The organism is Kitasatospora sp. NPDC101108, from assembly GCF_055584725.1.
This window is the reverse complement of sequence record NZ_JBVJLM010000002.1, coordinates 337,768-361,631: the sequence shown is the minus strand read 5'-3', so window position 1 is coordinate 361,631 and position 23,864 is coordinate 337,768. Positions and strand designations below refer to the sequence as shown.

Annotated in this window: 23 protein-coding genes and 1 pseudogene; 10 read left to right on the top strand and 14 right to left on the bottom strand. The window is 73.3% G+C overall.

Annotated elements, in window-relative coordinates; all coding sequences use genetic code 11:
- The first annotated feature begins 35 nt into the window (after positions 1-35).
- Entirely contained in the window at positions 36-536 is a 501-nt protein-coding gene (locus ACZ6Z8_RS06415) for a GNAT family N-acetyltransferase (protein ID WP_465606879.1), read from the top strand.
- Between the two features lie 132 nt (positions 537-668).
- Entirely contained in the window at positions 669-1,763 is a 1,095-nt protein-coding gene (locus ACZ6Z8_RS06410) for a DUF2510 domain-containing protein (protein ID WP_465606878.1), read from the top strand.
- 7 nt (positions 1,764-1,770) lie between these two features.
- Here the strand turns inward: ACZ6Z8_RS06410 and ACZ6Z8_RS06405 are convergent, their stop codons facing one another.
- The 7 genes and pseudogenes from ACZ6Z8_RS06405 to cobU form a co-directional block, all read right to left on the bottom strand.
- Positions 1,771-2,289, bottom strand: coding sequence for a DUF4240 domain-containing protein (locus ACZ6Z8_RS06405; RefSeq protein ID WP_465606876.1), 519 nt, complete (start codon positions 2,287-2,289; stop codon positions 1,771-1,773).
- Positions 2,290-2,415: 126 nt separating this feature from the next.
- Positions 2,416-4,200, bottom strand: coding sequence for a 2-oxoglutarate dehydrogenase, E2 component, dihydrolipoamide succinyltransferase (gene sucB, locus ACZ6Z8_RS06400; protein ID WP_465606874.1), 1,785 nt, complete (start codon positions 4,198-4,200; stop codon positions 2,416-2,418).
- 66 nt (positions 4,201-4,266) lie between these two features.
- Entirely contained in the window at positions 4,267-5,655 is a 1,389-nt protein-coding gene (gene lpdA, locus ACZ6Z8_RS06395) for a dihydrolipoyl dehydrogenase (RefSeq protein WP_402815844.1), read from the bottom strand.
- Between the two features lie 446 nt (positions 5,656-6,101).
- Positions 6,102-7,607, bottom strand: a complete 1,506-nt coding sequence (locus ACZ6Z8_RS06390; RefSeq protein ID WP_465606872.1) for a leucyl aminopeptidase — start codon at positions 7,605-7,607, stop codon at positions 6,102-6,104.
- 256 nt (positions 7,608-7,863) lie between these two features.
- Positions 7,864-8,655: an adenosylcobinamide-GDP ribazoletransferase gene (locus ACZ6Z8_RS06385; RefSeq protein ID WP_465606870.1), complete on the bottom strand. Its 792-nt coding sequence runs from the start codon at positions 8,653-8,655 to the stop codon at positions 7,864-7,866.
- Between the two features lie 171 nt (positions 8,656-8,826).
- Positions 8,827-9,942: a nicotinate-nucleotide--dimethylbenzimidazole phosphoribosyltransferase gene (locus tag ACZ6Z8_RS06380; RefSeq protein ID WP_465606868.1), complete on the bottom strand. Its 1,116-nt coding sequence runs from the start codon at positions 9,940-9,942 to the stop codon at positions 8,827-8,829.
- 11 nt (positions 9,943-9,953) lie between these two features.
- Positions 9,954-10,526, bottom strand: a pseudogene (gene cobU / locus ACZ6Z8_RS06375) (bifunctional adenosylcobinamide kinase/adenosylcobinamide-phosphate guanylyltransferase); the annotation flags it as partial.
- Between the two features lie 109 nt (positions 10,527-10,635).
- On the opposite strand from cobU, the gene ACZ6Z8_RS06370 reads away from it, so the two are divergent.
- Positions 10,636-10,836 carry a hypothetical protein gene (locus tag ACZ6Z8_RS06370; protein WP_465606866.1) on the top strand — a complete coding sequence of 67 codons (201 nt, stop codon included), beginning with the start codon at positions 10,636-10,638 and terminating at the stop codon, positions 10,834-10,836.
- 18 nt (positions 10,837-10,854) lie between these two features.
- On the opposite strand, the gene ACZ6Z8_RS06365 is transcribed toward ACZ6Z8_RS06370, so the two are convergent.
- A complete protein-coding gene (locus ACZ6Z8_RS06365; protein ID WP_465607492.1) occupies positions 10,855-11,595 on the bottom strand; it encodes a methyltransferase domain-containing protein in 741 nt (246 codons plus the stop codon).
- A 179-nt stretch (positions 11,596-11,774) separates the two neighbouring features.
- Positions 11,775-12,374 (bottom strand): DUF3043 domain-containing protein, encoded by a 600-nt coding sequence (locus tag ACZ6Z8_RS06360; RefSeq protein WP_465606864.1) that lies wholly within the window; start codon positions 12,372-12,374, stop codon positions 11,775-11,777.
- A gap of 324 nt (positions 12,375-12,698) precedes the next feature.
- On the opposite strand from ACZ6Z8_RS06360, the gene ACZ6Z8_RS06355 reads away from it, so the two are divergent.
- Entirely contained in the window at positions 12,699-13,484 is a 786-nt protein-coding gene (locus ACZ6Z8_RS06355) for a PspA/IM30 family protein (RefSeq protein ID WP_465607490.1), read from the top strand.
- 37 nt (positions 13,485-13,521) lie between these two features.
- A complete protein-coding gene (gene pspAA, locus ACZ6Z8_RS06350) occupies positions 13,522-13,815 on the top strand; it encodes a PspA-associated protein PspAA (RefSeq protein ID WP_465606862.1) in 294 nt (97 codons plus the stop codon).
- 81 nt (positions 13,816-13,896) lie between these two features.
- Here pspAA and nadA read toward each other — a convergent pair whose 3' ends face one another.
- Positions 13,897-15,081, bottom strand: a complete 1,185-nt coding sequence (nadA, locus tag ACZ6Z8_RS06345; RefSeq protein WP_465606860.1) for a quinolinate synthase NadA — start codon at positions 15,079-15,081, stop codon at positions 13,897-13,899.
- Positions 15,082-15,272: 191 nt separating this feature from the next.
- Here nadA and ACZ6Z8_RS06340 point away from each other — a divergent pair, with 191 nt between their 5' ends.
- From ACZ6Z8_RS06340 to ACZ6Z8_RS06330, 3 genes are all read left to right on the top strand, one after another.
- Positions 15,273-16,196 carry an NADP-dependent oxidoreductase gene (locus tag ACZ6Z8_RS06340; RefSeq protein WP_465606858.1) on the top strand — a complete coding sequence of 308 codons (924 nt, stop codon included), beginning with the start codon at positions 15,273-15,275 and terminating at the stop codon, positions 16,194-16,196.
- Positions 16,197-16,344: 148 nt separating this feature from the next.
- Entirely contained in the window at positions 16,345-16,809 is a 465-nt protein-coding gene (locus ACZ6Z8_RS06335; RefSeq protein ID WP_270147404.1) for an Lrp/AsnC family transcriptional regulator, read from the top strand.
- Positions 16,810-16,997: 188 nt separating this feature from the next.
- Positions 16,998-18,365 carry a pyridoxal phosphate-dependent decarboxylase family protein gene (locus ACZ6Z8_RS06330; RefSeq protein WP_465606856.1) on the top strand — a complete coding sequence of 456 codons (1,368 nt, stop codon included), beginning with the start codon at positions 16,998-17,000 and terminating at the stop codon, positions 18,363-18,365.
- A gap of 109 nt (positions 18,366-18,474) precedes the next feature.
- Here the strand turns inward: ACZ6Z8_RS06330 and ACZ6Z8_RS06325 are convergent, their stop codons facing one another.
- A complete protein-coding gene (locus tag ACZ6Z8_RS06325; RefSeq protein WP_465606854.1) occupies positions 18,475-19,338 on the bottom strand; it encodes a GNAT family N-acetyltransferase in 864 nt (287 codons plus the stop codon).
- 248 nt (positions 19,339-19,586) lie between these two features.
- On the opposite strand from ACZ6Z8_RS06325, the gene erpA reads away from it, so the two are divergent.
- The gene (gene erpA, locus ACZ6Z8_RS06320; RefSeq protein WP_030282750.1) at positions 19,587-19,940 is read left to right on the top strand and encodes an iron-sulfur cluster insertion protein ErpA; all 354 of its coding nucleotides are present in this window, start codon (positions 19,587-19,589) and stop codon (positions 19,938-19,940) included.
- A 99-nt stretch (positions 19,941-20,039) separates the two neighbouring features.
- Here erpA and ACZ6Z8_RS06315 read toward each other — a convergent pair whose 3' ends face one another.
- Together ACZ6Z8_RS06315 and ACZ6Z8_RS06310 are read right to left on the bottom strand one after the other, a co-directional pair.
- On the bottom strand, positions 20,040-20,735 hold the full coding sequence (locus tag ACZ6Z8_RS06315; RefSeq protein ID WP_465606852.1) for a hypothetical protein: 696 nt from the start codon (positions 20,733-20,735) through the stop codon (positions 20,040-20,042).
- A 90-nt stretch (positions 20,736-20,825) separates the two neighbouring features.
- Complete coding sequence (locus ACZ6Z8_RS06310; protein WP_465606850.1) at positions 20,826-21,038, bottom strand: hypothetical protein; 213 nt, start codon at positions 21,036-21,038, stop codon at positions 20,826-20,828.
- Between the two features lie 279 nt (positions 21,039-21,317).
- On the opposite strand from ACZ6Z8_RS06310, the gene ACZ6Z8_RS06305 reads away from it, so the two are divergent.
- Positions 21,318-22,295 (top strand): carbohydrate kinase family protein, encoded by a 978-nt coding sequence (locus tag ACZ6Z8_RS06305; protein WP_465606848.1) that lies wholly within the window; start codon positions 21,318-21,320, stop codon positions 22,293-22,295.
- Positions 22,296-22,317: 22 nt separating this feature from the next.
- Here the strand turns inward: ACZ6Z8_RS06305 and ACZ6Z8_RS06300 are convergent, their stop codons facing one another.
- On the bottom strand, positions 22,318-23,709 hold the full coding sequence (locus ACZ6Z8_RS06300; protein WP_465606846.1) for an aminotransferase class V-fold PLP-dependent enzyme: 1,392 nt from the start codon (positions 23,707-23,709) through the stop codon (positions 22,318-22,320).
- Positions 23,710-23,864: the final 155 nt, after the last annotated feature.

Sequence of the window (23,864 nt, the reverse complement as noted above, 5' to 3'; positions counted from 1 at the left end):
CACCTTTCGCACGCGCCCTATTAGCATCACGCGGCATGACCCGCGACGACGATCTGACCATCCGCCCGGCCCGGCCCGAGGACGAGCGCGGACTCGCCGAGCTCAACCGCGCCGCCTGGTCCACCCTGTCCGACGTCTCCCCGGAGCCGTCCGCCGAGGAGGGCGTCTTCGACGAGCGGCACACCCCCGACCAGTACCTGCTCGCCGTCCTGGACGGCCGGATCGTCGGCTACGTCCGACAGGTCCCCGCGACCCCGCTGGCCGCCAACCGGCACGTCCGGCAGATCCAGGGCCTGGCCGTCGACCACACGGTGCGCGGCCGGGGCATCGGCCGACGGCTGGTCGAGGCCGCCTGCGCGGCGGCCCGGGCCGACGGCGCCCGCAAACTGACCCTCCGGGTGCTCGGCTGGAACACCCCGGCCCGCCGGCTGTACGAGAGCTGCGGCTTCGTGGTCGAGGGCTCGCTGGCCGAGGAGTTCCTGATCGACGGCCGCTACGTGGACGACGTCTGGATGGCCCGCCGGCTCATCGCCTGACCCCTCCCGCACCCGGCCCGAATCCGCTCCCCGGCCGCCCCGAACGACCTGACGCTCCATCAGGACAGGTGCTGCAGAGTCGTGACGTACCCGCCCTGTCTGGAGCGGCACGCCGCCGGGTACCGTACGCCCGTGAGCAACTCGACGCCTCCCGGGTGGTACCCGGTCCCCGGTGCGGACGGCGCGCCCGGGCACGAGCGCTGGTGGGACGGCAGCGCCTGGACCAGCGAGGTCCGGCCGCTCCAGGGCGGCGCCGGACAGGTCGCCGACGCGCCGACCCAGACCTGGCAGCCCCCCACCCCGCAGCACCAGCAGCAGCCGGGCTACGGCTACCCGGGGCAGAGCGGCTCACCCGCCCCCGGAAGCTACGGCTACCCGGTGCAGGACGCGGCCCAGGGGCCCGGCTACGGCTACCCCGGCCAGGCAGCCCCGGGCCAGTCACCGTACCCCGGCCAGGGGGCCTACCCCGGCCAGGAGGCCTACCCGGGCGCCGGCTACGGCTACCCGCCGCCGGCCGGCCCGGGGCGCAACCGGACCGGCGTGATCGCCGGCGTCGCCGTCGCCGTGCTGGTGGTGGGCGGCATCATCGCCGGGCTGGTGCTCAGCAACGGCGGGGACCCGAAGGCGGACCCCACCCCGAACCCCACGGTCACCGTCACCCACAGCGACAGCCCCTCGCCGAGCCCCACCCCGACCCGGTCCGCCCCGACCCCCAAGCCGGTGCCGTCCCTCAAGAGCACCGTGCCGGACCCGCAGCACGCGATCACCGTCCCGGTGTTCGACGGCTGGGACGCGGCGGCCAACTCCGCGCACTCCACGGTCTACCTCGGCAGCGGCCGCTACACCTGCGCCGACGGCAACTCCTGCATCCGCGGCCAGTTCTCGATCGAGAAGGACACGGCCCAGGGCGACACCCCGAAGGGCGCCGCCGACGCCGCGATCCCGGCCTACGCCGGGACGATCTTCAGCGGGATCTCCTCCCACACCGACTCCGGCTCCGGCTACGTCACTGTCGCCGGCGTGCTCGGCTACGCCACCCGCTGGCACGTCCGCACCTCGGACGGCACCCAGGGCTACGTGCTGCTGGCCGCCGTCCCGGCCAAGGGCGGCGGCTACGTGGTCTTCGAGGGCGGCGTGGACGACGACCCGGCCGCGCCGGACGCCTCGGTGCTGGACCAGATCCTCAAGGGCATCAAGCAGGACAGCTCCTCCGGCAGCAGCACCTGAGCCGCTCCTACTGGTCCCCGTAGCGATCCCAGAGCTTGGGGAAGCGTTTCGCCATGACCTCCGGGTCCTCGAAGTCCAGCGGGGTCCCGGACGGCTGTCCCGCCTCCCGGCCGCCGACGTCCGGCAGCGGCAGGCCGGTCAGCTGCTCGTACGCCTCGTCGGCGGCGTAGCCGAGGTCCTCGGCCTCGCCGTCCTCCTCCTCGTCGAACTCCGGCAGCAGGTCCGCCAGGTCGTCAGGTTCGGCCAGCCCACCCTCGAAGACCTCCCGGCCCTGGCCGATCAGCCAGCAGCGGAAGTAGTCGAAGGTCTCCTCGGAGGCGCCGTCCAGCAGCAGGTGGGCCGCGCCCCACAGGTCGTAGCGGTGGGCGCGTTGGAACCGGGCCTCGAACAGCCGGGCGAAGTCGATCACGTCGTCCGGTGTCAGCTGCACGAGGCGCTCCACCAGCCGCTCGGCCTGTTCGTCGGGATCGCCTGCGGCGGCCTCCCAGGTGTCGTCGATGATCTGCCAGAAGTCGGTCTCGTCCATCACCGCTCCAGCATCCCTGTTCCGCCGCCTCCACGCATGCCATGACCCGGCGGAAAGCGCACCCGGAACGGCGGGAGCCCCGCGCCGTCCGGGGACGACGCGGGGCTCCCGGGGGGCTGGAACGCCTTACAGGCCGAGCTCGACCTCGAACTCGCCGGCCTCCAGGATCTCCTTGACCGCGACCAGGTAGCGGGCGGCGTCGGCGCCGTCCACCAGGCGGTGGTCGTAGGAGAGCGACAGGTAGGTCATGTCACGGATGCCGATGGCGGTGCCGCCGTCGGCCTCGATGACCACCGGGCGCTTGACGGTCGCGCCGATGCCCAGGATGGCGGCCTGGTTCGGCGGCACGATCACGGTGTCGAACAGCGCACCGCGCGAGCCGGTGTTGCTGATGGTGAAGGTGGCGCCGGACAGCTCGTCCGGGGTGATCTTGCTGTCGCGGACCTTGGCGGCCAGCTCGGCGGTCTTCTTCGAGATGCCGGCGATGTTGAGGTCGCCCGCACCCTTGATGACCGGGGTCATCAGACCCTTCTCGGAGTCCACGGCGATGCCGATGTTCTCCGAGTCGAAGTAGGTGATGGTGCCCTCGGCCTCGTTGATCCGCGCGTTGACGACCGCGTGGACCTTCAGCGCCTGGGCGGCGGCCTTGACGAAGAACGGCATCGGGGAGAGCTTGACGCCCTCGCGGGCGAGGAAGCCGTCCTTGGCCTTGGCGCGCAGCGACATGATCTTGGTGACGTCCACCTCGACCACGCTGGTCAGCTGCGCCTGCTCGTGCAGGGCCTTCATCATGTTGTCGCCGATGACCTTGCGCATGCGGGTCATCTTGACCGTCTGGCCGCGCAGGGCGGACGGCGCGGCGGCGGCCTTCGGCGCGGCGGCCGGGGCGGCAGCGGCGGCCGGGGCCGGAGCGGCCTTGGCGGCCTCCGCGGCGGCGATGACGTCCTGCTTGCGGATGCGGCCGCCGACGCCGGTGCCGGCGACGGAGGACAGCTCGACACCGTGCTCGGCGGCGAGCTTGCGCACCAGCGGGGTGACGTAGGCGTCACCGTTGTCGGCCACCGGGGCAGCCGGGGCGGCCGGGGCGGCCGGAGCCGGAGCGGCGACCGGGGCCGGAGCGGCGACCGGGGCCGGAGCCGGGGCGGCCGGGGCAGCGGCCGGAGCCGGAGCAGCGGCAACCGGGGCGGGGGCGGCAACCGGGGCCGGAGCCGGGGCGGCCGGAGCCGGAGCGGCAGCGGGAGCCGGGGCAGCGGCCGGGGCCGGAGCGGCAGCCGGGGCCGGAGCGGCAGCGGCGGCACCCGGGGCACCGATCAGCGCGAGCTGGGCGCCGACCTCGGCGGTCTCGTCCTCGCCGACCAGGATCTTGACGACGACACCGGCGACCGGCGACGGGATCTCGGTGTCGACCTTGTCGGTCGAGACCTCCAGCAGCGGCTCGTCGACCTCGACCGTCTCACCCTCGGCCTTCAGCCAGCGGGTGACGGTGCCCTCGGTGACCGACTCGCCCAGGGCGGGCAGCAGCACCGGGGTGGCGTCGCCGGCCGGAGCGGCCGGAGCGGCAGCCGGGGCGGCCGGGGCGGCAGCCGGAGCAGCCGGGGCCTCGGCGGCCGGAGCCGGAGCGGCGGCCGAAGCGGCCTCGGCGGCCGGGGCGGCGGCAGCGGCCGGAGCGCCCGAGCCGTCGTCGATGATCGCCAGCTCGGCGCCGACCTCGACGGTCTCGTCCTCGCCGACCTTGATCGAGGAGAGGATGCCGGAAGCCGGGGCCGGAATCTCGGTGTCGACCTTGTCGGTCGACACTTCGAGCAGCGGCTCGTCGACCTCGACACGCTCACCCTCGGCCTTCAGCCAACGGGTGACGGTGCCCTCGGAAACGCTCTCGCCCAGCGCGGGCAGTGTTACTGAGACCGCCATGGTTTCAGCGACTCCTATCAAGTCTTGCGTACGGGAAGTACTGGAAACGGGGGGTGGTGGGCGCGATCAGTCGTGCGCGTGCAGCGGCTTGCCGGCCAGCGCCAGGTGCGCCTCGCCCAGGGCCTCGGACTGGGTCGGGTGGGCGTGGATGAGCTGCGCGACCTCGGCCGGCAGGGCCTCCCAGTTGTAGATCAGCTGGGCTTCGCCGACCTGCTCGCCCATGCGGGCGCCGACCATGTGGACGCCGACCACGGCGCCGTCCTTGACCTGGACGAGCTTGATCTCGCCGGCGGTCTTCAGGATCTTGCTCTTGCCGTTGCCGGCCAGGTTGTACTTCAGGGTGACGACCTTCTCCTTGCCGTACAGCTCGACGGCCTTGGCCTCGGAGATGCCGACGGAGGCGACCTCCGGGTTGGAGTAGGTCACGCGCGGGACGCCGTCGTAGTCGATCGGCATCGGCTTGAGGCCGGCCAGGCGCTCGGCGACCAGGATGCCCTCGGCGAAGCCGACGTGGGCGAGCTGCAGGGTCGGGACGAGGTCGCCGACGGCCGAGATGGTGGGCACGTTGGTGCGCATGTACTCGTCGACCAGGACGTAGCCGCGGTCCATCGCGACGCCGTTCTCCTCGTAGCCGAGGCCGGCCGAGACCGGGCCGCGGCCGATGGCGACGAGCAGCAGGTCGGCGTCGATCTGCTTGCCGTTCTCGGTGGAGACGCGGACACCGGTCTCGGTGTACTCGACGCCCGAGAAGCGGGCCTTCAGCTCGAACTTGATGCCGCGCTTGCGGAACGCGCGCTCCAGCAGCTTGGAGGAGTTCTCGTCCTCCAGCGGGACGAGGTGCGGCAGCGCCTCGACGATGGTGACCTCGACGCCGAAGGACTTCCAGACCGAGGCGAACTCGACGCCGATGACGCCGCCGCCCAGGATGACGGCCGACTTCGGGATCCGGTCGAGCTTGAGGGCGTGGTCCGAGGAGATCACGCGGTTGCCGTCGATCTCCAGGCCCGGGATCGAGCGCGGGACCGAGCCGGTGGCCAGGACGATGTGGCGGCCTTCGATGCGCTGGCCGTTCACGTCCACCGAGGTCTGCGAGGAGAGCTTGCCCTCGCCCTGGATGAAGGTCACCTTGCGGGAGGCCACCAGGCCCTGCAGGCCCTTGTACAGGCCGGCGATGACGTCGTCTTTGTACTTGTGGACGCCGTTGATGTCGATGCCCTGGAAGGTGGCCAGAACGCCGAACTCGGCGGCCTCCTTCGTCTCGTCCGCGATCTCGGCGGCGTGCAGCAGAGCCTTGGTCGGGATGCAGCCGCGGTGCAGGCAGGTGCCGCCCAGCTCACCCTTCTCGACCAGGGCAACGCTCAGACCCAGCTGAGCGGCGCGGAGCGCCGCGGCGTAACCGCCGCTTCCGCCTCCGAGAATGACTACGTCGAAAACGGTGCTGGCGTCGTTCGCCACGTCACGTCCTCCATGCAATGGGGTGGGTCGCCGGGCCGGTCGCGGTCCGGTGGGTCGGAAGCCTTTGTGGGGCGCCCAGTCGTGCCGGAAATACATCTTCGCACTTGTTCGCGGTGGCTGATGTCCGGGTCCGCCCCAGGGGTGTCCCAAGGAGTGGTCACCGGGGCGGCAACACCCTCGACGGAAGGGCATCATCGCAGCTCAAAGCCTTGTTGGCAGCCGCCGGACGGGCGTCTTCCGCCCCCTGCGGAGCCGCCTCTTCCGCAGTGCGGAACAAAGTTTCGCCCGTGGCGAACAGAGGTGCGGTGGGCCGTCCCGGCCTACTCGCAGGTAACCCGCGCGGGGACGCCGACGGGGGCCCGGCGCACACGCGCCGGGCCCCCGTCCGGGCTCGGGTCCGCGAGGACCGGGGCCATAGATCAGGCCAACCGGTCGGCCCTGCGGGATCAGGCCTTGCCGTTGGCCGCCGTCTGCTCCGCGAAGCGGACCAGGGTGCGCACCGCGCTCGCGGTGCCGCCCTTCGGGGTGTAGCCGAACGGCGCGCTCTCGTGGAACGCCGGACCGGCGATGTCCAGGTGCGCCCAGTCGATGCCCTCGGCCACGAACTCCTGCAGGAACAGGCCGGCCACCAGGCCGCCGCCCATCCGCTCGCCCATGTTGGCCAGGTCGGCGATGGTCGAGTCGGTCATGCCCTTCTTGAGCTCGGCCGGCAGCGGCATCGGCCAGGACTGCTCGCCGACCTCGCCCGCGAGGGCGTGCAGGTTCTCGCGCAGCTCGTCGCGGTTGGCCATCACGCCGAAGGTGCGGGTGCCCAGGGCCAGCACCATCGCGCCGGTCAGGGTCGCCACGTCGATGATGACGTCCGGGTTGTCCTCGCCGGCCTTCACGATCGCGTCGGCCAGCACCAGGCGGCCCTCGGCGTCCGTGTTCAGGACCTCGACGGTCTTGCCGCCGTACATGCGCAGCACGTCACCCGGGCGGGTCGCCGAGCCGGACGGCATGTTCTCGGCCAGTGCCAGCCAGGCGGTGACGTTGACGGTCAGGCCCAGGCGCTTGGCGGCGACCACGGCGGCGAACACGGCGGCGGCGCCGGCCATGTCGCACTTCATGGTCTCGTTGTGGCCGGCCGGCTTCAGCGAGATGCCGCCCGAGTCGTAGGTGATGCCCTTGCCGACGAAGGCCAGCGAGGCCTTCGCCTTCGGGTGGGTGTAGGCCACCTTGACCAGCCGCGGCGGGTTGGTCGAGCCGTTGCCGACGCCCAGCAGACCGCCGAAGCCGCCCTTGGTCAGCGCCTTCTCGTCCAGCACCTCGACCTTGAGGCCGTGCTCCTTGCCGGCCGCCTGGGCGATCGCGGCGAAGATCTTCGGGGTCAGGTCGTTCGGGGCGGTGTTGACCAGGTCGCGGGCGCGGTTCATCTCCTCGCCGATCGCGGTGGCCCGCTCCACGGCGGCCTTGGCGTCCTTGCTGCCCTTGCGGACGGTCAGCACGACCAGCTCGCCGACCGGCTCCTTGCCGTTGCCGTTGCCCTTGTACGTGCCGAAGGCGTACGAGCCGAGCAGGCCGCCCAGCGCGACCGCCTCGACCTCCTCCGCGGACTCGGCCGGCAGGGCCAGCGCGGCCTTCTTGACACCGGCCAGGGCACGGGCGGCGACACCCGCGGCGCGGCGCAGCGCCTCCGGCTCGTAACCGCCCTCGGCCGCCTCGCCGAGGCCGACCGCGAGTACGAGCGCGGCCTTCAGGCCTGCGGGGGAGGCCACCTTGACGGTCTCGCCCTCGGCGCCGGTCGCGCCCAGGGTGCCGAGGACCTCGGCGAGCTTGCCCTCGAACGCCTCGTTCACGGCCTCGGCGCCAGGGGCCAGCACAATGCCCTTGGGGCCCTTAGCGACACCGACCACCAGGGCGTCCGCGCGCAGCGAGGCGGCGGAGGAGGTGCTCACAGACAATGCAGTCACGTAATGCGTCCTGTTCTTTCGCGGTCCACGGCCGGTCGCGGCGTGACTGCCGCACCGGCGCAGCCCGCCGTCGCAGGCCGTCCGCCGGCGGGCCCTGCGGTTCCGGGCCCCCTGGCGCGCGCGTCCGCCGACAGCGGCCGCGCACACCAGAGGCCCCGGCTCCTCGGTGCGCCGGGCGGGCAGGACCTGCCACGGTGCAGGGCTGCGGTGCTTCACGCATGGTAGTCCGCATGGTGGGATCACGCGCCGCCCGGTGTCAGCCGAGCAACGCCAAGGCGAACAGCGTCCCGGTGGCGGCGGTTTCCGCCATGGCGCCGAGCACGTCCCCGGTGATCCCGCCGAACCGGCGGACGCACCGTGCGAGCAGCAGCCCGGCGCAGCCAGTGCCGAGCACAAGGGCCAGCGGCAGCCGCAGGGCTGACCATCCGTCGAACGATCCGGCCGCGGCCAGGCCGAGCGCCGCGAGGGCCGTTCCGGCTGCGGCCCCGACGGGTGGCACGGTGCCCGCCACCATCGCCCCGAGCCCGCCCGGACGGGCGGCCGGCACCGACCGCAGGCAGCCCAGGGCGAGGGCGCAGCGGGCGGCCACCGCCGAGGCGAGCACCGCGAGCGCGCCGCGCGGCACCGAGTGCCCGAACTGACCGGCCAGCGCGGCGACCTGGGCCAGCAGCACCAGGAGCAGGGTCAGGACGCCGAACGGTCCGATGTCGGACTGCTTCATGATCCGCAGGGCGTCCTCGGCCGGCTTGCCGCTGCCCAGCCCGTCGGCGACGTCCGCCAGACCGTCCAGGTGCAGGCCCCTGGTCAGCGCGGCCAGGACGCCCACCGCCGTCACGGCCCCGAGCAGGCCGCCCGCCCGCCAGGCCACCAGCGCCCCCGCTCCGGCCGCGATCCCGCCCAGCACGACCCCGACGACCGGGGCCGCCGTCATCGCCCGGCCCCCCGCCGCCTGGTCCCACCGCTCCACCCGCACCCGCAGCACCGACAGCGTTCCGAACGCGAACCGCAGCCCCTCGCCCCAGGTCACCCGCTCGCCGCCGTCGGCCATCACTCCCACTCCTTCACCGCACCGCACCCCACAACAGAAGTCCCCGGGCCCCCGGACAAGCAGAATCCCCGCGTCCCGAAAGGGGCGCGGGGAACGGCGCGGGGCGGAAGGCCACGTGCCCGGGGCCCGGACGGCGACGCCCGGTCGCCGGGCCGTCCGACCTCCCGGCCGCTACAGCCGCCGCAGCAGATCGGCCGCCGAGGGCAGCTTCGGCTGCTCCTTCGGCGCCGACGGCACGAACGGCCGCGGCGCCTCCTCGGCGAGCGCGTCGCCCGCCGCCTGGAGCAGCGGCAGCGCGAGCACCGCGCCGACGCCCTCGCCCATGGTGACCCCCTGGTCCTGCAACGGCGTCAGGGTCAGCCGGTCGTACGCCTTCGCCTGGGCCGGCTCGCCGCTGGACTGCCCGGCCCGCCACCACTCCGGGGCCCGGAAGGCGATCCGCTGCGCGACCAGCGCGCAGGCCGAGGAGACCACGCCGTCGAGCACCACGGGCAGCCGTCGGACGGCCGCCTGCAGCAGGAAGCCGGTGATGGCGGCGAAGTCCGCCCCGCCGGTGGCGCCGAGCAGTGCCAGCTGGTCGCCGAGCACCGGCCGGGCCCGCCGCAGCGAGTCCCGGATGGTGGCGCACTTGACCATCCACACCCGGTCGTCGATGCCGGAGCCGCGTCCGCAGACCGCCGCCGCGTCCGTTCCGCACAGCGCGCCGACCAGGACGGCGGCCACCGTGGTGGAGCCGACCCCGAGGTCGCCGAGCAGCACCAGGTCGGTGCCGGAGTCGGCCTCCTCGTCGGCCACGGCCATGCCGGCCCGGAAGGCCCGTACGGTCTCCTCCGGGGTGAGCGCGTCCTCGATGTCGATCCGGCCGGAGCCGCGCCGGATCCGGTGGGCGACCACCTCGTCCGGGAAGTCCGCGGGGTCGGTGTCCACCGCGACATCGATCACCCGCAGGTCCGCGCCGTAGCGCGCGGCCAGCCGGGCGACCGGCGCGCTGCCGTCGAGCACCGCCCGCACCCGGGCCGCGGTGCCGCCCTGGGCGGGCAGCCGGGAGACCCCGAGCGCGGCCACGCCGTGGTCGGCGGCGAACAGCAGCACCTTGGGCGCCGACACCGGTCGTACGGGGGAGCGCCCCTGCACGGACGAGAGCCAGCTGCCCAGCTCCTCCAGCTTGCCGAGGCCGCCGCGCGGCCGCCCGGCCTCCTGCCAGCGCTCCTCGGCGGCGCGCCGGGCACTGTCGTCGGGGCGCTCGACGAGCGAGGAGAACGTATCGAGATCCACGGTCGTGTCCATCGTCCGGAAGGCTACACGCCGTGGGTGTGCGGGCCGGGCTTGACCGTCAGAACCTGTCCCGCGACGACCAGGAGCACCCGTTCCGAGGCATCGGCCACGTCCATGTTGAGCCGGCCCAGGGTGTCGCGGAAGCGCCGCCCGGCGGCGGTGGCGGGGACGACGCCCATACCGACCTCGTTGCTCACCGCGACGACCGTGCGCGAGGTGGCCGCCCAGGCCGCGGCCAGCGACCGGCAGCGGCGCTGCACCGCCTCCTCGGCCCCGTTCGCCCAGGCCTCGTCGTCCCAGGCGTCGCACTCGTCCATCACCGCGGTCAGCCACAGCGCCAGGCAGTCGATCAGTACCGGCGCCGGGTCGGCGGTGTCGGCCAGTACGGCCTCCAGCTCGCAGGTCTCGGCGGTGCGCCAGCTGTCCGGCCGGCGGTCCCGGTGCAGCGCGATCCGCTGGGCCCACTCGGCGTCGCCGTCCCGGGTGCCGCCGGTGGCCACGTACAGGACGTCCGGCCGGTCGGCGAGCAGCTGCTCGGCGCGGGTGGACTTGCCGGAGCGCGCGCCGCCGAGCAGCAGCGTGCGGGGGAGCGGGGGGTAGGTCGCCATGGCGACCATCCTGCCGGACAGGCATACGGAAGATCGGGCCGGGCAAGCTATGGTGCGCAGCACACAAGGCAGGCAGCGTCAGTGGGAGGAGCCGGGCATGGTCTGGACGTGGCGGTACGAGAAGGCGGACGGCAGCGCGGTGACGTCGAGCCTCGGCCAGGAGGAGTTCGCCGGCCAGGGTGACGCCGAGACCTGGATCGGGGAGACCTGGAAGCAGCTCGCCGAGGAGGGCGTGGACACCGCGGTCCTGCTGGAGGACGGCGGCAAGGTCTATTCGATGAGCCTGCACGAGGGCTGAGCCCCCGGGCCCCGGGCCCTACTTGGCCCCGATCACGTGCAGCAGCGCCGCGACCTGCCGGTAGGGGTCGGTGCGGCCGGCCCGGTCCTCGGCCTCCAGCAGCTGGGCCAGCTGCCGCCCGTCCACCGGCGGGGCGGCGTCGTCGGGCGCGTTGTCGGTGAAGACCCGGACGCCGTACCAGTGCCGCAGCGGCACGGACACCTCGGAGAGGGTGACGGACAGGTCGGCGAGCCGGTCGGCGCGGGCGGCCAGCCCGAGCCGGTTGTAGTACCGGTCGCTCTCGAAGGCGTGCAGGGCGGCCCGCCAGTCACCGGCGGCGGCGGGCCGCAGCGCGAGCGCGTCGCGGTTGCGGACCAGCAGTGAGAGCAGTCCGCCGGGCGCCAGCAGCCGGGCCAGCGAGGCGATCATCGGGTCCGGGTCGGGCAGGTACATCAGGACGCCGTGGCAGAGCACCACGTCGAAGCTGCGCGGGCCGAACCAGCGCCCGCACTGGTGGCCGTCGCCGCTGAGCAGCTGCATCCGGCCGCGCACCTCGGGCGGTTCCTCGGCGAGCGCCCCCTGGGCGACGCCGAGCGCGACCGGGTCGGAGTCGATCCCGGTGACGTAGTGGCCGGCCCGGGCCAGCCGCAGGGCCTGGGTGCCCTGTCCGCAGCCGATGTCGAGGACGCGCTGCGCGGTGCGGCCGGCCAGCTGTTCGGCGAGCTGCCGGGAGACGAGTTCCTGCCGGACGAAGTTGCGCAGTCCGCCGAGCCGGTCCAGCCAGGCGCCGGTGCCGCCGGCGAAGGAGCCGCTGCGGGAGGGCAGCCGGCGCTCCTGGCCGAGCCGGTCGTGGCCGCCGTCGCCCTGGCCGGGGAGCGTGCCGCCCTGCCCGGGCAGGGCGTACAGGCCGGGCCCCTCCCAGGACGGCGGGGCCCAGCCGGAGTCCACCGGTTCGGCGGTCAGGGCTTCTCCCCGCGCCGCACCTGCGGCTTGGGCAGGCGCAGCCGGCGCATCTGCAGGGTGCGCATGATGCCGTACGCGACCACGCCGCGGGTGTTCTGCCCGGCGAAGCGCTCGCCCAGCTGCTTGCGCAGGCCGAAGCCGAGGCGCGCGAAGTCCAGGATCACCAGGACGAAGAACAGCAGGAACAGCAGCGTGGACAGCAGCTGCAGGGTGGGCACCTTGATGATGCTCAGCACCAGGATGACCACGGCGGCGGGCAGGAAGAACTCGGCGAGCGACCAGCGGGAGTCCACGTAGTCGCGGGCGAACTTGCGCACCGGGCCCTTGTCACGGGCCGGCAGGTGGCGCTCGTCGCCGTCGATCAGCGCCTGGCGCTGCTTCTCGCGCTCGACCCGCATCCGGTCGCGGGCCTGGCGGGAGGCCTCCTTGCGGTCCTTGGGCACCGTGACCCGGGTACGCCGGTTGGCCTCGGCCTCGCTGCGCTTGGGGGTGGGGCGGCCCTTCTTGGCCTGCGGGTGGCGGGCCTGGGGCGTCTCGTCCTGCTTCTCCAGCACGGTGGCGGAGGCGGCGGCATCATCTGAACGGCGTCGGAACACACCCCCAGCGTACGGGGTGCGGCGCGGCGACCACGGGTCCCCTCGGACCCAAACGCATATCGATCCGTCCGGCCGAGTCGCGAACCGGGGTTCCCGGCCCCTTCCCGTAGGGGATCAGTCGGATGGACTATGGGGAGGATGAGAGGCGGATCCACCCCGGGGATGAGGAACTGCCGCTGGTCGCTGTAGCAGTCTTGTTGCAGGCAGGTGCACTGCGGCGACGGGCTCGCTGCACATACACTCGTCGTGTCTGGTAACGAGATTAAGACCGCAGGCCGGAGAAGGGGGCACCCGAGGCCCATGAGCGACGGAATCATGAAGCGTATGGGGCTGATCTTCCGCTCCAAGGCGAACAAGGCCTTGGATCGGGCGGAGGATCCCCGTGAGACGCTCGACTACTCCTACCAGAAGCAGCTCGAACTGCTGCAGAAGGTACGGCGTGGTGTCGCGGACGTCGCGACCTCGCGCAAGCGCCTGGAACTCCAGCTGACCCAGCTCCAGCAGCAGTCCGCGAAGTACGAGGACCAGGGCCGCAAGGCGCTGTCCCTCGGCCGCGAGGACCTCGCGCGCGAGGCGCTGACCCGCAAGGCCAACATGCAGTCCCAGATCAACGACCTGGAGACGCAGTACCAGCAGCTGCAGGCCGAGGAGGAGAAGCTCACCCTCGCCTCCCAGCGCCTCCAGGCCAAGGTGGACGCCTTCCGCACCAAGAAGGAGACCATCAAGGCCACCTACACCGCGGCCCAGGCGCAGACCCGCATCGCCGAGTCCTTCTCCGGCATCTCGGAGGAGATGGGCGACGTCGGCCTGGCCATCCAGCGTGCCGAGGACAAGACGGCGCAGATGCAGGCCCGGGCCGGCGCGATCGACGAGCTGCTGGCCTCCGGCGCGCTCGACGACGCCAGCGGTCTCGGCCGCAAGGACGACATCGAGGCCGAGCTGGAGCGGGTGGCCGGCGGTTCCGACGTCGAGCTGGAGCTGGCCCGGATGAAGGCCGAGCTGTCCGGTGGCCCCGCCGCCGGTCCGGCCGCGATCGAGCAGGGCAAGCCGGCCCAGCAGCCGCACGACGCGCCGTCGCAGGACACCCCGCGCATCAACTACAACAAGTGATCTGAGCTCGACCCCACGAACCAGGGAGACGCACGGCATGATCATGAGGGTCATGGGTGAAGGGCAGTTCGAGGTGGGCGAGCCCCACCTGAACCTGCTCAACGAGCTCGACGCCGAGCTCGTCACCGCAGTGGACTCGGGGGACGAGGAGCTCTTCCGCCAGGCCTACGGCAAGCTGCTGGACGCGGTGAAGCAGTACGGCACCCCGGTGCCGCTGGATTCGCTGGAGCCGTCCGAGCTGATCCTGCCGAGCGCCGACGCGACGATCGACGAGGTCCGCGAGCTGCTGATGGCCGACGGCGAGGGCGTGATCCCGGGCTTCCCCGAGTAACCCTGCGGCTGCTGCCAGACGAAAGGGCGGGCCCCCTCCCACCGGAGGGGGCCCGCCCTTCGTGCGTGCGGCGCGGCCGGACTACGGCAGGGCCAGCATCCGGTCCAGCGCGGCCTTGGCGTACTTCTCGGTCTCCGGGTCGACGGTGATCACGTTCGGCACCCGGCCCTCGACCAGCGACTCCAGCGCCCAGACCAGGTGCGGCAGGTCGATCCGGTTCATGGTCGAGCAGAAGCAGACCGTGCGGTCCAGGAAGACGATCTCCTTGTCCGGGTGCGCCTTGGCCAGCCGGCGGACCAGGTTCAGCTCGGTGCCGATGGCCCACTTGGAGCCGGGCTCGGCGGCGTCCAGGGCCTTGATGATGTACTCGGTCGAGCCCACCATGTCGGCGGCCGAGACGACCTCGTGCTTGCACTCGGGGTGCACCAGGACGGTCACGCCGGGGATCCGCTCGCGGACGTCGTTCACCGAGTCCAGGCTGAACCGGCCGTGCACCGAGCAGTGGCCGCGCCAGAGGATCATCTTGGCGTCCCGCAGCTGCTCGGCGGTCAGGCCGCCGTTCGGCTTGTGCGGGTTGTAGAGGACGCAGTCGTCCAGCGAGAGGCCCATGTCCCGCACGGCGGTGTTGCGGCCGAGGTGCTGGTCGGGCAGGAAGAGCACCTTCTGGCCCTGCTCGAAGGCCCACTCCAGGGCGCGCTGGGCGTTGGAGGAGGTGCAGATGGTGCCGCCGTGCTTGCCGGTGAAGGCCTTGATGTCGGCGGAGGAGTTCATGTACGAGACCGGGACGGTCACGTCGGCTATGCCGGCGTCGGTCAGCACGTCCCAGCACTCGGCGACCTGCTCGGCGGTGGCCATGTCGGCCATCGAACAGCCGGCGGCGAGGTCGGGCAGCACGACCTGCTGGCGCTCGCTGGTGAGGATGTCCGCGGACTCGGCCATGAAGTGCACGCCGCAGAAGACGATGTACTCGGCCTCCGGGCGGGCCGCGGCGTCGCGGGCGAGCTTGAACGAGTCACCGGTGACGTCGGCGAACTCGATGACCTCGTCGCGCTGGTAGTGGTGGCCGAGGATGAAGACGCGGTCGCCGAGCGCGGCCTTGGCCGCCCGGGCGCGTTCGACCAGGTCGGGGTCGGAGGCCGGGGGGAGGTCGCCCGGGCACTCGACTCCGCGCTCGCTGTTCGGGTCGGCCTCCCGGCCGAGCAGCAGCAGAGCGAGCGGCGTCGGGCTGGGGTCGACGCCGTAGGTCTCGGTGATGGTCGTGGTCACGGGCGGGTGCCCTTCTGTGCGGCCGAGCTAGCGGTGGGGCCTTCTCGTCTATCTGACGCTATCTATTCTAACCGGTTAGCGTCAGAGTGACGACGGCCATTCTGTCGATGTGACGAGAACCGCTCGGCGAAACGGATGCTTCCCGCCGTCGCCGAATCGATATTTCGAAGCCCACGGGTATGGCTGAGCCCATGAAAGCAATCACGATCAACCACTACGGCGGTCCCGAGGTCGTCGAGTACACCGACCGCCCGGACCCCAGGGTCGGACCCGACTCGGTGCTGGTGCAGGTCCGGGCGGCCGGGGTGAACCCGGTGGACTGGAAGGTCCGCGACGGCGCCCTGGACGGCCTGCTGGACGCGCACTTCCCGCTGGTCATGGGCTGGGACGTGGCGGGCGTGGTCCGCGCCGTCGGTGGCGGGGTGACGGAGTTCGCCCCCGGCGACGAGGTGTACGGCTACGTCCGCAAGGACGCCGTCGAGCACGGCACCTACGCCGAACTGGTCTCCGCCCCGGTCCGCACCCTGGCCCGCCGTCCCGCCGCACTGGACTGGGCGCAGTCCGGCGGCCTGCCGCTGGCCGGGCTCACCGCGCTGCAGAGCCTGGACGCCCTGCGGGTCGGGGCGGGGGAGACGGTCCTGGTGCACGCCGCGGCCGGCGGAGTCGGCCACCTGGCCGTCCAGATCGCCCGGGCCCGCGGCGCCCGGGTGATCGGCACGGCGGGCGAGCGCAACCACGACTACCTGCGCGGCCTCGGCGCCGAGCCGGTGACGTACGGCGAGGGCCTGGCCGAGCGGGTCCGGGCGCTCGCCCCGGACGGTGTGGACGCGGCCCTCGACCTGGTCGGCCGCGGCGCCGTCCAGGTCTCGGCGGACCTGGTGTCCGACCCGGGCCGGATCGCCTCGGTCACCGACTTCGGGGTCAAGGCCCTCGGCGGCCGCTACGTCTGGGCCCGCCCGGACGCGGCGGGCCTGGCGGAACTCGCCGCCCTCGCCGACGACGGCCGGCTCACCGTCACCGTCGCCTCCACCTTCCCGCTGGCCCAGGCCGCCTCCGCCCAGGCCCTCAGCGCCGAGGGCCGCACGAGGGGGAAGATCGTCCTCCTGGTGGAGTGACCGCCTCCTCGTCGTCCTCCGTCGGCGGTGACCTCGTTCAGCTCATCCGCCAGAATGGGTGGCGAACCGTTTCGGCAGCGGCGCCGGCAGCACCGGCCGCCGCCGGGACGCGCCCTCGACCCCCGCACGACCGTGGAGCCCCGCACCGATGACCAGCAGCCGAGCGCACGAGGTGATCGGGGCCGACCTGGACGAGACCGACCGGCAGCTCCTCGCCCGCCTCGGCAGCGACGGCCGCGCCTCCTACGCCGAGATCGGTCTCCAGGTGAACCTGTCCGCCACCGCTGTGCGCCGCCGGATCGACCGGCTCCGGGCGCGCGGCGTCGTGCGGGGCTTCACCGTGGTGCTCGACCCGGCCGTGCTCGGCTGGCAGACCGAGGCCTTCGTCGAGGTCTACTGCCGCGAGCGCACCGCCCCCGAGGAGATCCTGGCCAGCCTGCGCCAGTTCCCCGAGGTGGTCGCCGCCTGGACGGTCACCGGCGACCCGGACGCCCTGGTCCACCTGCGGGCCGCCGACATGCGCCACCTGGAGGCCGTCATCGAGCGGATCCGGCGCGAGCCCGGCGTCCAGCGCAGCCGCTCCTCGGTTGTCCTCTCCCAGCTGATCGGCTGACCCGCGCCAGGGGTACGCAGGAATCCTGCGCGGCCCCCTGCGAAGACGCTCGAAACCTGCCTGACCAGCCGCGTTCCGACGCGCGGCGGAGCACCGCCGCTGCCTACGCTGATCACGTCCGGTCAGTGCGGTGAGGCGTCCCGCGGACCGGATCCCCCCGCCGACACCCACAGCCGAGAGGGACAGCCGTGTCCGCAGCACCCGACCGCATGCACCGGCCCGACAACGAACTGGTCGACCTGGTTTTCGACTACATGCGGGAGCGGCTGCAGTACGACCCCGTTCCGCTCGACCACCCCGGTGACGGCGAGCACCTGCGCGCCCAGCTGGCCGGCCTGCTCAACCAGGACGGCAACGACCCGGCCGACGTGCTCAAGCTGTACGACCACGAGCTGTCCCGCGCGGTCATCTCCGCCGACAGCCCCCGCTACCTGTCCTTCATCCCGTGCGCCCCGACCAAGGCCGCGCTGCTGTTCGACATGGTCGTCTCCTGCGCCTCGCTCCAGGGCATCTCCTGGCTGGAGGCGGCCGGCGCCATCGCCGCCGAGAACCAGGTGCTGCGCCTGATCGCCGACCGGGCCGGGCTGCCCGCCTCGGCCGGCGGCTGCTTCGTCTCCGGCGGCTCGGCGGGCAACCTCTCCGCCCTGGTGGTCGCCCGCGACACCGCCCGCCGCCGCCTCGGCGTCGGCCCCGAGGCCCGGCTGCGGATAGCCGTCGCCGACCAGGTGCACTCCTCGGTCAAGAACACCTTCAACATCATCGGCGTCGAGGCCTTCAAGGTGCCGACCGTGAACCGCCGCTTCACCGGCGAGGCGCTGCGCGCCGCCCTGGCCGCCGACCCGAACCCCGAGACGGTGATCGCCGTCGTCGGCACCGCCGGCACCACCAACGAGGGCATCGTCGACGACCTGGCCGGCCTGGCCGAGGTCGCCCGCGAGCGCGACCTGTGGTTCCACGTGGACGGCGCCTACGGCGGAGCGGGCCTGTTCGCCCCGTCGGTGCGCGAGCGCTACAACGGCATCGAGCACGCCGACTCCTTCGTGGTCGACCCGCACAAGTGGCTGTTCGCCCCCTTCGACTGCGCCGCGCTGATCTACCGCAACCCGCAGCTCGCCCGCGCCGTGCACACCCAGGACGCCTCCTACCTGGACGTCCTGCACACCGAGGGCGACGAGTGGAACCCCACCGACTACGCCTACCACCTGACCCGGCGCGCCCGCGGCCTGCCGCTCTGGTTCTCGCTGGCCGTCCACGGCGTCCAGGCCTACACCGACGCCATCGAGACCGGCCTCCAGCTGGCCCGCGACACCGCCCAGCTGATCCGCGACACCGAGCACCTGGAGCTGCTGTTCGACCCGCAGCTCTCCGCCGTCTGCTTCAAGCGCACCGGCTGGACCAACGACGACTACTACCGCTGGTCGCAGCAGCTGCTCGCGGACCAGATCGGCTTCGTCACCCCGACCGGCTGGGACGGCGAGACGGTCGCCCGCTTCGCCTTCCTGCACCCGGGCACGACCATGGCGATGGTCAAGGAGATCCTGGACACCATGGCCTGATCGAGGCCCCGTCGTCCGTACGGCCCCCACCGGTCCGCCGGTCGGGGGCCGTACGCGTTCTCAGCCGTACGCGCCTCGACGAGCCGTACGCGTCCGCCGGCCGTTCGCGCTACAGGAACGCCCCGCTCGGCAGGTACGGGCTCGGCGGCCGCATCCCGCGCACCCCGACGAAGCCGCTGGTCTCCGGGGTCAGCCCGACCTCCAGCCCGACGTCCAGCGCCCACTCCTGCTCGGCGGTCAGGTACTCCACCCGCGCCTCGGCCCCGTCCGGCACCCGGGCCAGCGCCTCCCGCAGCAGCCGGGCCCCGATCCGCTTGCTGGTCGCCGCCAGCAGCCGCACCGTGCCGCCGTCCCGGTAGCAGTAGCCGCTGCCGGCCAGCGCGTCGGCGACGAGGAGCTCCTCGAAGTGCCCGAGCATCAGCTCGTGGTCGGGCCCGTGCGCGGACCCGCGCAGCCGGCGGTCCACCGAGTCCAGCAGGTGCAGGTGGCGGGCGTTGCCCGGGTGCACCGGTATGTCGCCCGGGTCGACCAGCCCCTCCCGGTCCACCCGCCCGGTCAGCCGCATCGCCGGGTGCAGGGTGAACCCGGCCAGCCGGTAGCGGCGGGCCGCCGCCGGGGAGTCGGCGGCGCAGACCATCCCGCGCAAGCAGCCCCGGGCGTGGGCGAGCGCCCGCTCGAACAGCAGCCGTCCGACCCCCTGGCCCTGTGCCGACGGCCGGACCGCGAACAGCGAGGGCGTCCACAGGCCCTCGCGGCGCATCGACAGCACCACCCCGACCGCCTGCCCGCCGCTCTCCGCCAGCCAGCAGCCCCCGGGATCGGTGCGCGCCAGGTGCCTGGTCCTGGCCAGCTGCAGCGGCGTCGGCGTCGGCGGCCGCGCGGGGTCGCCGGACGGTGCGGCGAACGCGGCGAGGGACAGCTCCGAGACGACCTCCGCGTCCGCGGCGGTGTCCCTGACCTGGCGAAGGATCATGCCGACCATCCTGGCGCCCGGGGCGCGGCCGCGGGGCCCGTTCACCCGGATCCATGACGTGGGCGGTGCCCCGTCCTCCCCGGTTGTGCGAGCATGGGGAGCGTATGGGGACACGGGTGGCACACCCGGCCCACGGAAGATCCGCCGTCGAACAGGCCGAAGAATTCCATCACCGTCCGGGAAATGAAACCGGAGGGTCGTTGGTTGGCACTGGCGGCAGACCGTCGTCAAAGACCGGGAGAAAGCAGATGACCGTCCAGGACGAGACCACCGTCGAGAGTGGCATCCTCCTTACCGATGCCGCCGCGGCCAAGGTCAAGGCCCTGCTGGAGCAGGAAGGCCGCGAGGACCTCGCGCTGCGCGTCGCCGTCCAGCCCGGCGGCTGCTCCGGCCTGCGTTACCAGCTGTTCTTCGACGAGCGTTCGCTCGACGGCGACGTGGTGAAGGACTTCGGCGGCGTCAAGGTCGTCACCGACCGCATGAGCGCCCCGTACCTGGGCGGCGCCACCGTCGACTTCGTCGACACCATCGAGAAGCAGGGCTTCACGATCGACAACCCGAACGCCACCGGCTCCTGCGCCTGCGGCGACTCCTTCAGCTGAGCCCCAAGGCCCACTGAGCGAGAAGCGGTGAGGCGGCCCCCGGGATTCCCGGGGGCCGCCTCACGCGTTCCAGCGGTTCCAGCTGCTCCGGCCGCAGTCCTAGCGCGCCGCGCCGTCTGGGGTCACCGGGTCCAGGCCCGCGTGCGGGTCGCCCTCCATCGGCACCTCCTGGCCGCTCGTCCGGTCCACCACCGTCCGCCCCGCCAGCGGAGAGCGCAGGTCGACGGAGACGGCCTGCCGCTTGGCCATCGCGGTGCAGACGTGCCCCGGCTGGACGGTCGGCGGACCGGGCACGACCGTGACGCCCACCTGGCCCTGCTGCGACTCGTCCGCCTTCACCGCGTACGTGGTGCAGACCCCGCCGAAGAAGTAGACGGTCAGCTTGTTGCTGCCGTCCAGCCGGTAGCCGACCGGCGGCCGCACATTGGGGTTGGCCGTTCCCTTACCGGCCGGGTCCGGCTCACCGGGCGCGATCCCGTTGACCGGGGGAGTGGCCGCCGCGGAGGGCTGCCCGGGGGCGGGCTCGGCCGGGGTCGGGGACCAGCCGGTCGGCGCCTGACCCGACGGGCTCGCCGTCGCGGCCCCCGCGGACGGCGAACCGGAGGCGGTCGGGGCCTGCGGGGAGGCGCTCGCCGACGCCGGGGAACTCGCGGAGGCCGTCGCGCTGCTCGCCGCCGAGTCCCCGGAGCCCTTGCCGTCCCCGCCGCAGCCGGCCAGGGTCACCACCGCCGCCAGCGCGGCCACTGCCAGGGCAACCGCCCGCCGACCACGGCGGGGCATCGTCTCCAGATCCATCTGCACATCCTCCCGAGGGCTCAGCGGCGCCGTCCCGGCCGTTCCGCGCGGATGTGACGTGCCCCGGTCGGATCCGGTTCCCGCCGCCCCTCAGAGGCCGTACTCGGCCATCCCGGCGACCAGCCGCTGCGCCCCGGACGGCACCCGGACGCCGACGGGCACGGGGGCGGCGGCGGGCTCCGGCCCGGCCGCGACCTGGGGCCAGAACCGGCGCAGCCGTCGGGAGGAGCTGACCAGCGCGTCGAGGGTCTCGCCGTCCGCCTCGGCCCGGAGGGCGGTCAGCGGGGAGTGCTTGGGCATCATCGGGCATCGCTCCGATCCAGAGCCGTGGCCGCAACCGCCACGGTCGCCGACGGGCCCCACCGGTCCGGCGGGACTCCTGCGGCCGACCCTAGGCCCGGCTCCGGGGGCCCACCAGTGCTACCCGGAGGTAGTACACGTTCGAGGGTCCGGGGTGCCACCCCGGCCGCGGGACCGGTGGCGGCAGCTTTCCGGACTCTTGCTGGCGGGCCGTCCCGGACGGGTACCGTGGGTGGGTTCATCCGTGCCCGCTGGCCCTGTTGCCATCTTGAGGAGACCTCCGTGCGTATCGCCGTCGCCGGCTCGATCGCCACCGACCACCTGATGACGTTCCCCGGTCGGTTCGCCGACCAGCTCGTCGCCGAGCAGCTGCACACCGTGTCGCTGTCGTTCCTGGTCGACGCCCTGGACATCCGCCGCGGCGGGGTCGCGCCGAACATCTCCTTCGGCATGGGCGTGCTGGGGCTCCGGCCGATCCTGGTCGGTGCCGCCGGCGCGGACTTCGCCGAGTACCGCAGCTGGCTGGAGCGCAACAACGTGGACTGCGAGTCCGTCCACATCTCCGAGACCCGGCACACCGCCCGCTTCATGTGCACCACGGACGAGGACCACAACCAGATCGCCTCGTTCTACACCGGTGCCATGGCCGAGGCCCGCAACATCGAGCTCAAGCCGATCGCCGACCGCGTCGGCGGCCTCGACCTCGTCCTGATCGGCGCCGACGACCCCCAGGGCATGGTCCGCCACACCCAGGAGTGCCGCACCCGCGGCTACGCCTTCGCCGCCGACCCCTCCCAGCAGCTGGCCCGCCTCGACGGCGACGACATCCGCGAGCTGGTGGACGGCGCCTCGTACCTGTTCACCAACGAGTACGAGGCCGCGCTGATCGAGACCAAGACCGGCTGGGACGCCGAGGAACTGCTCACCCGCGTCGGCACCCGGGTCACCACCCTGGGCAGCAAGGGCGTCCGGATCGAGCGCAAGGGCGAGGCCCCGATCCTGGTCGGCTGCCCGGTCGAGGAGGCCAAGGTCGACCCGACCGGCGTCGGCGACGCCTTCCGGGCCGGCTTCCTGGCCGGTCTGTCCTGGGAGCTCGACCTGGAGCGCGCCGCCCAGCTCGGCTGCATGCTCGCCACCCTGGTGATCGAGACCGTCGGCACCCAGGAGTACGAGCTGCGCCCGACCGGCTTCCTGAAGCGCTTCGAGGCCGCCTACGGCGCCGAGGCCGCCGCGGAGATCCGCGCGCACCTGGTCAAGTAGTCCTCCGTACGGCCCGCTCCGGTCAGGAGCGGCGCAGCACCAGGTAGGCCGAGCCCCGGTCGCCGCCGTAGTCGGCGGCCGGGGCCTCGCCCGCGTACTCCTGCCCGCGCATCCCGCACCAGGCCGGGACGTCCAGCCGGGCCGCCTCGTCGTCCGACAGCACGGCGACCGTGCCCCCCACCGGCACCTCGCCGATCCGCTTCGCCAGCTCGATCACCGGCAGCGGACAGCGCTTTCCGAGCGCATCGATGACCAGCAGCGACTCGGTGGCGCTCGCGGGCGCGGGCAGGTCCAGCCCGAGCGGTGCCCGGACGCCGGCCACCAGGTCCGGGAGCACGGCGAGGAAGCGGTCCACGTCCGCCTCAGCCGTCCCGTACGGCAGCGAGACCCGGACGTTGCCCTCGGTGAGCACGCCCATCGCGGCCAGCACATGGCTCGGCGTCAGGGTGGAGGAGGTGCAGGAGGAGCCGGAGGAGACCGCGAAGCCCGCCCGGTCCAGTTCGGTCAGCAGCACCTCGCCGTCCACGTAGAGGCAGGAGAAGGTGACGATGTGCGGCAGCCGCCGCACCGGGTCGCCGACCACCTCCACCTCGGGCACCAACTGCGGCACCCGGCCGCGGATCCGCTCCACCAGCGCGTGCAGCCGGGCGTTCTCCCGCTCGGCCTCGGCCCGTACGGCGCGCAGCGAGGCGGCCGCGGCCACGATCGCCGGGACGTTGACGTAGCCGGGCACCCGCCCGCCCTCGCGCTCGTCGGCCGGCAGCGGGGAGGCGTACCGGACTCCCTTGCGCACGGCGAGGACGCCGACGCCGGGCGGCCCGCCCCACTTGTGCGCGCTCGCGGTCAGCAGCGACCAGCCCGCCGGGACGTCGACCCGGCCGGCGCTCTGGGCGGCGTCCACCAGCAGCGGCACCCCGGCCCCGGCGCAGAGCGCGGCGACCTCGGCGACCGGCTGGACGGTCCCCACCTCGTGGTTGGCGCTCTGCAGCGCGGCCAGTGCGGTGTCGGTGCGCAGCAGGGCGCCGAAGGCCGCCGGGTCCACCCGGCCGGCGCGGTCCACCGGGGCGACCGAGACCTCGCCCCCGCCCGCCTCGTGCCGTTCGGCGACGTGCAGCACGCTGGAGTGCTCCACCGCGGAGTGCACCAGGTGCCCGCCGCGCCGCCGGTTGCCGGCGAGCGCGCCCAGCAGGCCGAGTTGGACGGCCTGGGTCCCGCTGGCGGTGAAGGAGATCTCGTCGGGCCGCGCGCCCAGGACGGCGGCGACCGTCTCGCGGGCGGCGTCCAGCAGCATCCGGGCCTGCCGGCCGGAGCGGTACAGCCGGGCCGGGTCGGCCCAGCCCTCGTCCAGGGCGGCGGTCAGCGCCTGCCGCGCGACGGGGTGCAGGGGAGCCGTCGAAGCCACGTCGAAATACACGGTCACATTTAACGGCACGCATTCGACGACACACCCGGGAGCGCGCTACTCCGCCCGGATTGCTCACCGGCCGTCAGTCGATCACCCCGAATGTCCGCTTCGTCCGGTACCGACGGGCCGTCACCCGCGTTGTTCGAGGTCATCCCCCGATCGGG